Annotated in this window: 13 protein-coding genes; 4 read left to right on the forward strand and 9 right to left on the reverse strand. The window is 60.8% G+C overall.

The features are described from left to right. Positions 1-1,551, forward strand: a 1,551-nt coding sequence (gene dnaA, locus AB8B29_RS00005; protein WP_034513977.1) for a chromosomal replication initiator protein DnaA, incomplete at its 5' end; no start/stop codon positions are given. Positions 1,552-1,667: 116 nt separating this feature from the next. On the opposite strand, the gene gcvA is transcribed toward dnaA, so the two are convergent. Further along, positions 1,668-2,564, reverse strand: coding sequence for a transcriptional regulator GcvA (gene gcvA, locus AB8B29_RS00010; RefSeq protein ID WP_208865012.1), 897 nt, complete (start codon positions 2,562-2,564; stop codon positions 1,668-1,670). Between the two features lie 159 nt (positions 2,565-2,723). Here gcvA and AB8B29_RS00015 point away from each other — a divergent pair, with 159 nt between their 5' ends. Continuing rightward, the gene (locus AB8B29_RS00015; protein WP_439006666.1) at positions 2,724-3,653 is read left to right on the forward strand and encodes a DMT family transporter; all 930 of its coding nucleotides are present in this window, start codon (positions 2,724-2,726) and stop codon (positions 3,651-3,653) included. Positions 3,654-3,768: 115 nt separating this feature from the next. Here the strand turns inward: AB8B29_RS00015 and hemW are convergent, their stop codons facing one another. Genes hemW through rph form a run of 4 tightly spaced genes read right to left on the reverse strand, consistent with a single transcriptional unit; the run spans position 3,769 to position 6,782 of the window. Beyond that, the gene (hemW, locus tag AB8B29_RS00020; protein WP_047641087.1) at positions 3,769-4,962 is read right to left on the reverse strand and encodes a radical SAM family heme chaperone HemW; all 1,194 of its coding nucleotides are present in this window, start codon (positions 4,960-4,962) and stop codon (positions 3,769-3,771) included. Between the two features lie 18 nt (positions 4,963-4,980). Beyond that, the gene (gene rdgB, locus AB8B29_RS00025; protein WP_047641086.1) at positions 4,981-5,625 is read right to left on the reverse strand and encodes an RdgB/HAM1 family non-canonical purine NTP pyrophosphatase; all 645 of its coding nucleotides are present in this window, start codon (positions 5,623-5,625) and stop codon (positions 4,981-4,983) included. Positions 5,626-5,636: 11 nt separating this feature from the next. Next, on the reverse strand, positions 5,637-6,053 hold the full coding sequence (locus tag AB8B29_RS00030) for a VOC family protein (RefSeq protein ID WP_037202974.1): 417 nt from the start codon (positions 6,051-6,053) through the stop codon (positions 5,637-5,639). A 12-nt stretch (positions 6,054-6,065) separates the two neighbouring features. Next, positions 6,066-6,782, reverse strand: coding sequence for a ribonuclease PH (rph, locus tag AB8B29_RS00035; protein WP_037202976.1), 717 nt, complete (start codon positions 6,780-6,782; stop codon positions 6,066-6,068). A 172-nt stretch (positions 6,783-6,954) separates the two neighbouring features. On the opposite strand from rph, the gene hrcA reads away from it, so the two are divergent. After that, positions 6,955-8,043 (forward strand): heat-inducible transcriptional repressor HrcA, encoded by a 1,089-nt coding sequence (gene hrcA / locus AB8B29_RS00040; protein ID WP_037202978.1) that lies wholly within the window; start codon positions 6,955-6,957, stop codon positions 8,041-8,043. 3 nt (positions 8,044-8,046) lie between these two features. Here hrcA and AB8B29_RS00045 read toward each other — a convergent pair whose 3' ends face one another. Continuing rightward, complete coding sequence (locus AB8B29_RS00045) at positions 8,047-8,481, reverse strand: GFA family protein (RefSeq protein ID WP_047641085.1); 435 nt, start codon at positions 8,479-8,481, stop codon at positions 8,047-8,049. Positions 8,482-8,692: 211 nt separating this feature from the next. On the opposite strand from AB8B29_RS00045, the gene grpE reads away from it, so the two are divergent. Beyond that, positions 8,693-9,331: a nucleotide exchange factor GrpE gene (grpE, locus tag AB8B29_RS00050; RefSeq protein WP_047556215.1), complete on the forward strand. Its 639-nt coding sequence runs from the start codon at positions 8,693-8,695 to the stop codon at positions 9,329-9,331. 88 nt (positions 9,332-9,419) lie between these two features. On the opposite strand, the gene ptsN is transcribed toward grpE, so the two are convergent. The 3 genes from ptsN to rpoN form a co-directional block, all read right to left on the reverse strand. Further along, positions 9,420-9,884 (reverse strand): PTS IIA-like nitrogen regulatory protein PtsN, encoded by a 465-nt coding sequence (gene ptsN, locus AB8B29_RS00055; RefSeq protein ID WP_037202984.1) that lies wholly within the window; start codon positions 9,882-9,884, stop codon positions 9,420-9,422. A gap of 89 nt (positions 9,885-9,973) precedes the next feature. Further along, positions 9,974-10,549 (reverse strand): ribosome hibernation-promoting factor, HPF/YfiA family, encoded by a 576-nt coding sequence (hpf, locus tag AB8B29_RS00060; RefSeq protein WP_037202985.1) that lies wholly within the window; start codon positions 10,547-10,549, stop codon positions 9,974-9,976. 249 nt (positions 10,550-10,798) lie between these two features. Further along, a complete protein-coding gene (gene rpoN, locus AB8B29_RS00065) occupies positions 10,799-12,358 on the reverse strand; it encodes an RNA polymerase factor sigma-54 (protein ID WP_092574441.1) in 1,560 nt (519 codons plus the stop codon). Positions 12,359-12,399: the final 41 nt, after the last annotated feature.

Below are 12,399 nucleotides of genomic sequence, written 5' to 3' on the forward strand. Positions count from 1 at the left end.
ATGCAGATACATACGAGGACGACGGGTGCGTTGGAAACCGGGGACAATGCGCAGGCGTTCAGTGCGGTTTGCCTAGAAGCGGCGGGGGAAAAAGGAGACGTGGCGCAAAATGTTTTGTTCGAACGTGTCAGTGCGCGCTTGAAGGCGCAGGTTGGTCCTGACGTCTATGCCAGCTGGTTCGGCCGACTTAAACTGCATTCGGTCTCCAAGAGTGTTGTGCGCCTTACGGTTCCGACGACCTTTCTGAAGTCGTGGATCAATAATCGCTATCTCGATATGATCACCGGCCTGTTCCAGACAGAAGACGCGGAGATCCTGAAAGTTGAAATTCTGGTGCGTACGGCGACGCGGCACAGCGCGAAGCCGGGTGCTGACGAACAGGCTGTTGTATCGGATCAGGCTGCCGTGGCGCCGATCCGCCGCTCTGTAGCGCAGCCCGCCGGCCACGCTGTCGCTCAGGCCGTAAGCGCGGCAGCCGCAGCCCGCCCTGCGACGGGAGGTATGCCGCTGTTCGGCTCGCCGCTCGATTCCCGCTTTACCTTCGACACCTATGTCGAGGGCAGCTCGAACCGGGTGAGCCTTGCCGCCGCCAAGACCATCGCTGAAGCCGGCTCAGGCGCCGTGCGGTTTAATCCGCTCTTCGTTCATTCGACGGTCGGTCTCGGCAAGACGCATCTGTTGCAGGCGATCGCCAATGCCGCCGTACAGAATCCGCGCAACCTGCGCGTGGTCTATCTGACGGCGGAATACTTCATGTGGCGCTTCGCAACCGCGATCCGCGACAATGATGCGCTGACGCTGAAGGATTCCCTGCGCAACATCGACCTGCTCATCATCGACGACATGCAGTTCCTGCAGGGCAAGATGATCCAGCACGAGTTCTGCCATCTGCTCAACATGCTGCTCGACAGCGCCAAGCAGGTTGTCGTCGCCGCCGATCGCGCTCCCTGGGAGCTGGAATCGCTCGATCCACGCGTCCGCTCGCGTCTTCAGGGTGGTGTAGCGATCGAGGTCGAGGCACCGGACTATGAAATGCGTCTTGAAATCCTCAAGCGCCGTCTGGATGCGGCCCGTCAGGACGATCCGTCGCTGGAAATCCCGGCGGAGCTTCTGTCTCACGTCGCCCGCAATGTCACGGCAAGCGGTCGCGAGCTGGAAGGCGCGTTCAATCAACTCATCTTCCGCCGGTCGTTCGAGCCCAACCTGACGGTCGAGCGCGTCGATGAGCTTCTCGCGCATCTGGTCGGTTCCGGCGAGCCGCGTCGCGTCCGCATCGAGGACATCCAGCGCATTGTCGCGCGTCACTATAATGTCTCGCGCCAGGAGCTGGTCTCCAATCGTCGCACCCGCGTCATCGTGAAGCCGCGCCAGATCGCCATGTATCTGTCGAAGACACTGACACCGCGCTCCTTCCCGGAGATCGGTCGCAGGTTCGGCGGTCGCGATCATACGACCGTGCTGCATGCGGTGCGCAAGATCGAGGAACTGATCTCGGGCGACACCAAGTTGTCGCATGAGATCGAGCTGCTCAAGCGCCTCATCAACGAATAAGCGGCGGGCGCTATCCGCTCTTCGTTTCACGGCCGGCCTCAGCGCCGGCCGTTTTCTTTGGGTGACCTTGTCTGCTTGATGTTGACGGGGATGACCGATCAGGTGTTCGAGCCTGCCTATGTCGGCGGCGTCGCATGTGAGACTTCGGAGAGCAGCCAGGAGCGGAGGGCCGCAACCGCCGGCCGTTCCAGCGCGCCCGGCGGATAGACGAGATGATAGGCGAGTGCGCTGGCAAACCCGATGGGGAAGGGGGCTATCAGCGTCCCGCCTGCCAATTCCTGCTCGACGAAGGAGCGGCGCATCAGTGCGATGCCGAGCCCTGCCTTCATGGCGTGATAAGCCCCGGTGCCATCCGTGAAGACCGGCCCGCGCGTGGCGTCCACACGCGTCGCGCCCGCAGCCTGCAGCCAGAGCTCCCAGTCGCGCCGATAGACGTCATGAATCAGGGTCTGATCCGCCAGATTGTCGACGACGGGCGAGGGGCCGAGTGTCGCCGCCATCTCGGGGGTGCAAATCGGCACATATTCGTCATCGAGCAGCCTTTCGCTTGCCAGCCCTTCATAGCCGCCGAGCCCGTGGCGGATGGCGATGTCGATCCCGTCCCGCTGGAAATCCATCATGCGATGCGAGGCGCTGATGCGCAGATCGATATCGGGATGAGCCTGCTCGAAGCGCCGAAGCCGCGGCACCAGCCAATGCGTGGCAAAACCGGCAGTGCAGGCGACGGTCAGCACTGTGTCCCTTGAGCGCATCGTCAGGGCCGTGGTTGCCTCGCGAATGAGGCGGAAGGCCGTGCGCATCGTCGCGAAATAGTCGGCGCCTCCTGTGGTCAACGCAAGGCTGCGCGCCCGGCGCTCGAAAAGCCGTACGCCGAGCGCGCTTTCGAGGTCCCGGATCTGCAGGCTGATGGCGCCAGGCGTGACATGCAGCTCGTTTGCCGCCAGCGTCATGCTGAGATGACGGGCTGATGCTTCGAAGGCCCTGAGGGCCGAAAGAGACGGCAACTGATCCATAATGATTGAGTTCAGCTAAATCATTGAATGAGAAAGACTCGCTTGCCAGAGGCCCGCTATCGCGAGATTATTTCAGCAATTCCGATGGTTGGCAACAGTATGAGATTCCGGCCGTCCATAAGTAAAACTCAATCGAATGAAATACTGGAGACTATCGTGATGCCGCAGAAGTCCATGGGCGCAGTCGAGTGGGGCATGCTTGTGGGACTATCCCTCCTGTGGGGCGGCTCCTTCCTGTTCAACGGCATTCTGGTCCATGGACTGCCGCCCTTTACCATCGTGACAGCGCGTGTCGCACTTGCCGCTATCGCTCTGCATGTCATCGTGCGCGTGACCGGGCATTCCATGCCACGCGATCGCCAGGTCTGGCTCGCCTTCTTCGGCATGGGCTTCCTCAACAATGTTATTCCCTTCCTGCTGATCGTCTGGGGCCAGACGCATATTGCCAGCGGCCTTGCCTCGATCCTCAACGCGACGACACCGCTTTTCGGCGTCGTGGTCGCGCATCTTCTGACGTCGGATGAGAAGATGACCGGCAATCGCCTTGTCGGCGTCATCGTCGGCTTTGCCGGCGTGGCCCTGATGATCGGCCCGTCGGTGCTCGCAAGCCTCGGTTCGAATGTGCTGGCGCAGCTCGCCGTATTGGGAGCCGCCTTCACCTATTCCCTCGCCGGCATCTTCGGACGCCGCTTCCGCCGCATGGGGTTGGCGCCCATCATTCCCGCCGCCGGTCAGGTGACGGCCTCGACCGTCCTGCTGCTGCCGATCGCTCTTTTCGTTGACCGCCCCTGGACGCTCGCGATGCCATCGGCCGAAACCTGGCTGGCGCTCGCGGGCCTCGCCATCCTGTCGACGGCCGTCGCCTATGTGCTGTTCTTCCGCATTCTCGCGACCGCAGGCGCTACCAACTTGATGCTGGTGACCTTCCTCATCCCTGTCAGCGCCATCCTGCTCGGTGCACTGATTCTCGGCGAGGACTTGCAGCCGAAGCACTTCATCGGCATGGCGATGATCGCGCTCGGCCTTGCGGCGATCGACGGACGGCTGTTTACCCTCCTCTTGAGGGCAGGGGAATCGCATATGAGATGAGATCGTTGCCGCGCCCCCTCATCCGACCCTTCGGGCCAACTTCTCCCCGAGGGGAGAAGGAGCTTGCGGCACCGGCATGCCCCATATGCAATTGCCCCGCCCTCGAGGGAGGTGACTAACAGGCCAGATCGGCAACGACGGAATCGAGGAGCAGCATTCCCGTCGGCGTGCAGCGCAGGCGGGAATTGCCCAGCCGCTCGATGAACCCGTGCTCCAGCAGGAAAGCCTCGCGCTGCGGATCTGGATCCCGGCCGGAGAGTTCCTGCCAGCGGGCGAGGTCGACACCCTCCTTCAGGCGCAGGCCCATCAGCAGCAATTCGTCGGCCTGCTCGTCGAAGCCGAGCATTTCCTGATCGACCATGCCATGGCCGTCGCGCTCGACCATCTCAAGCCAGCTCTCCGGCTTCCGCTCGGTGGCCGTTGCAAGCTTTTGCGAGCCGCGGGTCAGCCGGCCATGGGCGCCGGGACCGATCCCGGCATAGTCGCCATAGCGCCAGTAGGTGAGATTATGCCGGCTTTCGGCGCCGGGACGCGCGTGGTTGGAGACCTCGTAGGCCGGCATGCCCTCGCGCTCGGTGATCTCCTGCGTTGCCTCGTAGAGCAGCGCCGACTGGTCGCCGTCGGGCACGATCAATTTACCGGCCTTGTGAAGGCCGTAGAAGGGCGTGCCTTCCTCGATGGTCAATTGATAGAGCGAGAGGTGGTCGACGGCGTAGGAGATTGCCTCCTTCAGCTCGCGTTCCCATTCCTCGACTGTCTGGTTCGGGCGGGCATAGATGAGGTCGAAGGACATGCGCGGGAAGATCTCGCGCGCCAGCTTGATCGCCTTCAGCGCGTCGGCGACATCGTGCAGGCGGCCCAGGAATTTCAGGTCGCGGTCGTTCAGTGCCTGCACGCCCATCGACACGCGATTGACACCGGTGGCGCGATAGCCGCGGAAGCGCTCGGCCTCGACGCTCGATGGATTGGCCTCCATGGTGATCTCAATGCCGTCAGGCACATGCCAGGTCCTGGCGATGCCATCGAGGATCGTACCGACCGTCTCCGGCTTCATCAGCGAAGGTGTGCCGCCGCCGAGGAAGATGCTGGTCACTGTTTTCGGGCCGCTGATCATCCGCATCGATGCCATCTCCTTCAGAAAGGCGGCAGCGAAACGCTCCTGATCAACAGGCTGGTGACGGACATGGCTGTTGAAATCGCAATAGGGACATTTGGCCGCGCAGAAGGGCCAATGCACATAGACGCCGAAACCAGGCTCGCCGGTATCCGGTAGCAATTGCGCCCCGCGCATCAGGTCTTGCGAATCCATGATCTCCACGAAGTAAGCCTACGCCTCCAGACAGGTTTCGACAAAGACCTTGAAGGCGCGGGCGCGATGCGACAGCGCCTGCGGATTGCCGGGCTTCCAGCCATGCTTCTCGTCGGCGCTCATCTCGCCGAAGGTCGTCTCATATCCCTCCGGCTGGAATATCGGATCATAGCCGAAGCCCTGGGTGCCGCGCGGCGGCCAGACGACGGCGCCTTCGACTTCGCCGCGGAAAAGTTCGGTATGTCCGTCCGGCCAGGCAAGGCAAAGCACGCTGACGAAACGAGCCGTACGGCGTTCAGGCGAGGTGGCGCCGGCTTTTTCCAGCGCGGTTTCGACCTTCTGCATCGCCATGGCGAAGTCGCGAGTGCCGTCAGCTGTTTCAGCCCAGTTGGCGGTATAGACCCCCGGATCGCCGCCGAGCGCATCGATCACCAGGCCGGAATCGTCGGACAGTGCCGGCAGGCCGGAAGCATGCGCCGAGGCCAGTGCCTTGATCGCGGCATTTTCCTCGAAGGTCGTGCCTGTTTCGTCCGGTTCGATGAAATTGAGGTCGGCGGCCGACTTGGCGGCAAAGCCGAAGGGGCCGATCAGATCCTCGATTTCGCGGATCTTGCCGGCATTGTGGCTGGCGACGACGATGGTCTTGGTATCGAGTTTGCGCATGTCTTGTCCCGTCATAAGCCCCAGATGCGGGGTTCGGCGCATTCCAGGCTGTTGCCGGCCGGATCGCGGAAATAGATCGAGCGGCCGCCGTTCGGCCAGTGAAAATCGGCTTCGATGGCAATGCCCGCAGCCTTCAGCTTCCGGGCCATTGCCTCGATGTCGTCGCCGCTGAGCCGAAAGCAGACATGACCATCGCCCGTCGTGCCATGCGGCGGCACGGGAAGGGAGCCCGGTTCCGGCGGCTTCATCGTCTCGGCCGGATTGAAGATCAACAGCACGCCCGGCCCGCAACGATAAAAGACATGGCGGTTACCACCACGTGCGATCTTCTCGAGCCCGAGAATGCCGCTATAAAAGGCCTCGATCGCATCGAGATCGTCCGCATAGAGAGCGGTTTCCAAGATGCCTTCGAGAGCCGCGTCCGCCATTGCAGGATATCCTCAGACGATCGCCTGCTTCTGCAGATCCACCAGTTCGGCAATGCCGTTCTTGGCAAGGCCCAGGAGCGTGGCGAATTCCTCTTCGCTGAAGGGCGTGCCCTCGGCCGTTCCCTGGATCTCGACGATCCCGCCTTTGCCGGTCATGACGAAGTTGGCGTCGGTTTCTGCCGAGGAATCCTCGAGATAATCGAGGTCGATCACCGGCTGGCTGGCGAAGATGCCGCAGGAGATCGCCGCGATGTGATCTTTCAGCACGCGGTCGACTTTGATCATGTTGCGGCTTTCCATCCACTTCATGCAATCGTAGAGCGCGATCCACCCACCGGTGATCGACGCGGTACGCGTGCCGCCATCGGCCTGGATGACGTCGCAGTCGACGGTGATCTGGCGTTCGCCGAGCTCCTTCAGGTCGACGACGGCGCGCAGCGAGCGGCCGATGAGGCGCTGGATTTCCTGCGTGCGGCCGCCCTGCTTGCCGGCGGCAGCTTCGCGCTTCATGCGCTCGCCGGTCGCGCGCGGCAGCATGCCGTATTCAGCCGTGACCCAACCCTTGCCGCTGTTGCGCAGCCATGGCGGCGTCTTTTCTTCCAGGCTTGCCGTGCAGAGCACATGCGTATCGCCGAACTTGACCAGGCACGAGCCTTCCGCATGCTTGGAAAAATTGCGCTCGAACGACACCTTGCGCATCTGATCGGTTTTTCTGCCTGAAGGCCGCATTCCACTCTCCTGAAACTTCGTTGACCGCTTCTACGACCCAGAGGAGGCTTTTGCAAAGGAAAAGCAGGCTTTAACGCCCCACTGCGGCGGTAACCGCATTTTTCCCTTTTGCGATTGCTAACTGAATGATTATATTTTCACTAAGGCTCAATGGAACGGATTTGGCAGCAAAATGGTATTTACGACATCGACGGTTTCGGATGTCATTGCTGCGCTTGACGAACGCTCCAAGGAAATCTTTCGCCGCATCGTCGAAGGCTATCTCGAAAACGGCGAGCCGCTCGGTTCGCGCAATCTTTCGCGCCTGCTGCCCATGTCCTTGTCGCCAGCTTCGGTGCGCAATGTCATGAGCGACCTGGAAGAGCTTGGTCTCATCTATTCGCCGCATATCAGCGCCGGCCGGCTGCCGACCCAGATCGGCCTGCGCTTCTTCGTCGACGCCTTCATGCAGGTCGGTGACCTCTCCGCCGAGGACCGCGCCAACATCGATCGGCAGGTGCGCGGGAGCAATCGCGACCAGCCGATGGAATCGGTCATGTCCGAGGCGAGCCGCATGCTGTCTGGCATTTCGCGCGGCGCCGGCCTGGTCATTACCGCGAAAAGCGATCCCGTGCTGAAGCATGTGGAATTCATCCGGCTGGAGCCGACCAAGGCGCTTGCGGTGCTTGTCGGCGATCATGACCAGGTCGAAAACCGCATCATCGAACTGCCGGCCGGCATCACCTCGTCGCAGCTGACGGAGGCCGCCAATTTCCTCAATGCTCATATGGCCGGCCAGACCCTTCCGGAATTCCGCCGGCGTGTGCAAAGTCTGAAGGATAGCGTCCGCCAGGAGTTGGACAGCCTGTCGCATGAGCTGGTCGAGCGCGGAATTGCGGTGCTGTCGGGTGACGACGCCGAAGGCAAGCCGACGCAACTCATCGTGCGTGGCCACGCCAATCTGCTGGCCGACGTCGGCGGCGCCGAGGATCTGGACCGGCTGCGTCTGCTATTCGATGACCTTGAAAAGAAGGACAGTCTCATCGAGATCCTCAACCTTGCGGAAAGCGGACCGGGGGTGCGTATCTTCATCGGTTCGGAAAACAAGCTCTTTTCCCTGTCCGGCTCCTCGCTCATCGTCGCTCCCTACCGCGACGATGACGATCGCATCGTCGGAGCAGTCGGCGTCATCGGTCCGACGCGGCTGAACTACGCACGCATCGTGCCCATGGTGGATTATACGGCACAGCTGATTTCGAGGCTGTCGCGGCCAGGGATCTGACGCCTAGTCGGGAAGCAGCGTTCCCGATCCGCCCATTTCCGCCGGAAAATCCTTCTGCTTCGGCAGTCCATCTTTCATGTGCAGCACCGTCGTCTCGTAATTGGCGTGAAATGCCGGTTGAAAGTCGAGACCGGGAAGGACAGCGGCGTAAACATCGGTTACGCCCCATGGGGGATGCTCCGTCAGCAGATGGCCCCCGCAGACCGTGCACCACTTGCGCGCGCTCGTTTCGGTCTTCTGGTAGCTGCCGATGCGATCTGCACCCTTGGTAATGTGGACGGCTTCGGGCGGCCAGAGCGAGAAGGCATTGACCGGTCCCGCCGACCATTCCCGGCAGGAATCGCAGTGGCAATAGCCCATCGCGATAGGCTCGCCGTCGACGGTGACCTCGACTGCACCGCAGAAACATTTGCCGGAAAGGGATTTGCCGCTGGACATTGATCTCACCCGCCGTGTTGAGATACGCTTAACTATATCATCGGAGAGAGGGCCTGGATAGCCGAGTCGCAACCAGCGTCTCTGATCCGCCGGTATCTTGCCACCGTCGTAATGCCACGAATTGGCTGATCTTCTCGACAAAGCCTTGATTTTTTCCGGCTAAACCTCGATATCGGGCACATCCAAAAGACAAAGCAATTCGGAGACCGTCATGACCGACGAAACAACGAAAACCGGACCTGACGCCGCGGCGGCCGACACATCAGCGGATTTCGCTCAAGACGCAGCGGAAACCATTGATGCGACCGAGCCGTCTCAGCCGGACCCGGTCGAGCTGCTGAAGGCCGAAAACGGCGAACTGCGTGACCGCTACCTTCGGCTCGCCGCCGAGATGGACAATCTTCGCCGCCGCACCGAGCGTGATGTGAAGGATGCGAAGTCCTATTCCGTGGCGAGCTTCGCCCGCGACATGCTTGCAGTGGCGGACAACCTGCGCCGCACGCTGGAAGCCATTCCGGCCGAAGCGCGCGCCGGCGCCGATGCTGGCCTGCAGACGCTGATCGACGGCGTCGAGATGACCGAGCGGTCCATGCTCTCGGCACTGGAGCGCCATGGCGTGCGCCAGATCGAGCCGATCGGGCAGAAGTTCGACCCCAATTTCCATCAGGCGATGTTCGAGGTGCCGAATTCAGAGGTGCCGAACAATACGGTCGTGCAGGTCGTGCAGGCCGGCTTCGTCATCGGCGAGCGCGTTCTGCGCCCGGCCATGGTCGGCGTCGCCAAGGGCGGCCCGAAGATCGTCGAGAATGCAGAGGGCGCCAATAGCCCGCTGGACGAAAAAGACGCCTGATCTTCACGCGATAAAAAAATAAGAGCCGGATGATCCACAATCATCCGGCTCTTATTTTTGCCTTGATCCGATGTGATCCAAGTCACCGTTAAGCGGCGTTGGATGCCTGTTCCTCGTTGAGGAATGCATAGATCGCCGAAGCGGATTCCGTGGCGCGCAGCTTGGCGACCAGGTCCTGGTCTCGCAAAACGCGGGCGATGCGTGAGAGTGCCTTGAGATGATCGGCGCCTGCGCCTTCCGGCGCGAGCAGCAGGAAGACGAGGTCGACGGGCTGGTCGTCCAGCGCCTCAAAATCGACCGGTGCTTCGAGACGCGCGAAAATGCCTGCGATGGATTTGATGCTGGCAAGCTTGCCATGCGGGATGGCGATGCCGTTGCCGACGCCGGTGGAGCCCAGGCGCTCGCGCTGCAGCACCACGTCGAAAATCTCTCGTTCGGGAAGTCCGGTCAGTTTGGAGGCTTTGGCTGCCAGCTCCTGAAGCAGTTGTTTTTTGGAATTTGCCCTCAAGGCGGGGATGATCGCATCTTGGTGTAGCAAATCTGCCAATGCCATTCTCTTTATCCTTCGTGTCGCCGAGAACCGATAACGGGGGAGCGGCGGTCGGCCCACTTAGGCACGGAGCCGCCGCTCATCTTCTATTCTCAGCCTTTGATATTGGCCGCGTCGATCCAGCCAATGTTACCGTCCTGACGACGGTAGACGATGTTCAGATGTTCCTTGCCGGGACTGCGGAAGAGCAGCAACGGTTCGTCGGTCATGTCGAGCGCCATCACAGCCGTCGCCACCGACATGGTCTTCAATTGCTTCGTGCTTTCGGCAACGATCACCGGCGCGAAATCGGAGGCAATCTCCTCGTCGTCGTCCGGAACGCCGTCCATGACGGTGTAGGCGACTTCAGCCTGACCGTTCGCATGATTGCCGGCCTGATGGTCCTTAAGCTTGCGTTTGTAACGGCGCAGACGTTTCTCGATACGCTCGGACGCCGCGTCGAAAGCAAGCTGCGGGTCCATCGCCTCTCCGGCGGCATGCAACACCACACCGCTGTCGAGATGAAGCTTGCAATCGGCCGCGAAGCGAGAACTGGACTTGTGAACAGTTACCTGACCCGAATACCCCCCGTCGAAGTATTTCGTCACGGCCATACCGATCTGGTCTTCAATCCGCTGGCGGAATGAGTCACCAATTTCCATATGTTTACCGGAGACACGCACACTCATGGAGTTTCCCTTCTTGTAGTGGTTATTGCGCGTACCAGTTTACGCCAAGCCTCAAGCTCATCCAAGCACTTCACGCGGTCAAAGACAAATTGCGTATATCGGCCGCCTTCGGGATGATGGGGATAAGTTCATGGTCGTGCTGTCCTGCAGCGATTGCGGCGGGCTTCTAGCCCCGCCGCATCTGAAAGTCAACTGCATCTTAACGGACTGTTAGGAGATCCGCAGTCTGTGGTTGAATGCCGACAACGGTCAGAAGTTCGCGACTTTTGCGATGGCCCGCTTCTCTCGCCGCCGCTGCACGGATGAAGGAATGTTCATTGCCTCGCGGTATTTTGCAACCGTACGGCGAGCCAGCTCGATGCCGCCCTTCTTCAGCGTATCCACGATATCATCGTCGGACAGAACCGCATCGGAACTCTCGCTCGAGATCAGCAGGCGGATCTTGTGACGCACCGCTTCGGCGGAATGGCTGTCGCCGCCTTCGACGGCGCTGATCGAAACCGTGAAGAAATATTTGAGCTCGAACAGTCCGCGTGGCGTTAGAATATATTTATTCGAGGTCACGCGGCTGACGGTCGATTCATGCATCTTGATGGCGTCCGCCACGGTTTTCAGATTGAGCGGCCGCAGATGGTCGACCCCATGCACCAGGAAAGCGTCCTGCTGCCGCACGATTTCGCTCGCCACCTTCATGATCGTCTTGGCTCGCTGGTCGAGGCTGCGGGTCAGCCAATTGGCATTCTGCAGGCATTCCGACAGAAAGGCGTGGTCCTGGCTGGTTTTGGAGACGCAGGCGAAATAGGACTGGCTCACCAGCACGCGCGGCAGCGTATCGGGGTTGAGCTCCACCAGCCAGCTGCCGTCTGCGGCGGGGCGCACCACGATATCGGGCATGATCGCCTCGGATATGCCGGTCTCGAAGGAACTGCCGGGTTTCGGGTTGAGCTGGCGGATCTCCGTCATCATGTCGAGCAGGTCTTCCTCGTCGACACCACAGAGCCGCTTCAGCGTTGCAAAATCACGCCGGGCGAGAAGCTCGAGATTCTGGATCAACCGCTCCATAGCCGGATCGAAACGATCCCTCTGCCGAAGTTGGATTGCCAGACATTCGCTGAGAGAGCGTGCGAAGACCCCGGGGGGATCCAACTGCTGCAAGATATTCAGCACGCGTTCCACTTCCCGAGGGGAGGCACCGAGACGCTCCGCCGTTTCCTTTGGGTCGGCATGCAGATAACCGGCATCATCGAGCTGGTCGATGAGGTACTGCGCGATCAGCCGGTCGGCTGCGGTCGGAAGCGAAAAGGGGATTTGTTCGTTCAGATGATCGCGAAGCGACACCTGGCCGGCGACAAAATCGTCAAGATCGTAGCTCTCGCCGGCTTCGCCGCCAGGCATGGATTTCCATTGGCTCAGCAGTTCCGGCGCATCGGCACGCTGCGGACTTCCATCGTCGGGAAAGACGTTGCTGAAATTGGTATCGAGTTCGTTGTTCAGCCGGTCCGTATTGCCGGTATTGTCGCTCTCGTACCAGTCGCTCGCCAGATCACCGGGATTGCGGTCGAAATCATCGTCGCCGTGGGTTTCGTCCACGGTTTCGAAGCGCTCGTCCTTCGTCTCGCGATCGCCACTACTGCCTATATCCTCGTCATTTGACGCAAATTCAAGCAGCGGATTCTTCTCGACTTCCTGCGCGATAAACTGAGTCAGTTCAAAATGGGTCATCTGCAGCAACTGGATGGATTGCATCAGTTGCGGTGTCATCACCAGGCTTTGGCTTTGGCGCAGGAAAAGATTGGCCGATAGTGCCATGGCGGACGCGGGACTCCCCTTGATCTCCTCGGGAATCCGCG

The sequence above is a fragment of the Rhizobium sp. 11_C7_N12_5 genome (genome assembly GCF_051811145.1).
GTDB lineage: Bacteria > Pseudomonadota > Alphaproteobacteria > Rhizobiales > Rhizobiaceae > Rhizobium > Rhizobium lusitanum.

Excerpts from the sequence above, each read along its gene's own strand:
- gcvA (WP_208865012.1), bottom strand. The coding sequence starts at position 2,564 with ATGGATCAGTTGCCGTCTCTTTCGGCCCTCAGGGCCTTCGAAGCATCA.
- AB8B29_RS00015 (WP_439006666.1), top strand. The coding sequence starts at position 2,724 with ATGCCGCAGAAGTCCATGGGCGCAGTCGAGTGGGGCATGCTTGTGGGA.
- hemW (WP_047641087.1), bottom strand. The coding sequence starts at position 4,962 with ATGGATTCGCAAGACCTGATGCGCGGGGCGCAATTGCTACCGGATACC.
- rdgB (WP_047641086.1), bottom strand. The coding sequence starts at position 5,625 with ATGCGCAAACTCGATACCAAGACCATCGTCGTCGCCAGCCACAATGCC.
- AB8B29_RS00030 (WP_037202974.1), bottom strand. The coding sequence starts at position 6,053 with ATGGCGGACGCGGCTCTCGAAGGCATCTTGGAAACCGCTCTCTATGCG.
- rph (WP_037202976.1), bottom strand. The coding sequence starts at position 6,782 with ATGCGGCCTTCAGGCAGAAAAACCGATCAGATGCGCAAGGTGTCGTTC.
- hrcA (WP_037202978.1), top strand. The coding sequence starts at position 6,955 with ATGGTATTTACGACATCGACGGTTTCGGATGTCATTGCTGCGCTTGAC.
- AB8B29_RS00045 (WP_047641085.1), bottom strand. The coding sequence starts at position 8,481 with ATGTCCAGCGGCAAATCCCTTTCCGGCAAATGTTTCTGCGGTGCAGTC.
- grpE (WP_047556215.1), top strand. The coding sequence starts at position 8,693 with ATGACCGACGAAACAACGAAAACCGGACCTGACGCCGCGGCGGCCGAC.
- ptsN (WP_037202984.1), bottom strand. The coding sequence starts at position 9,884 with ATGGCATTGGCAGATTTGCTACACCAAGATGCGATCATCCCCGCCTTG.
- hpf (WP_037202985.1), bottom strand. The coding sequence starts at position 10,549 with ATGAGTGTGCGTGTCTCCGGTAAACATATGGAAATTGGTGACTCATTC.
- rpoN (WP_092574441.1), bottom strand. The coding sequence starts at position 12,358 with ATGGCACTATCGGCCAATCTTTTCCTGCGCCAAAGCCAAAGCCTGGTG.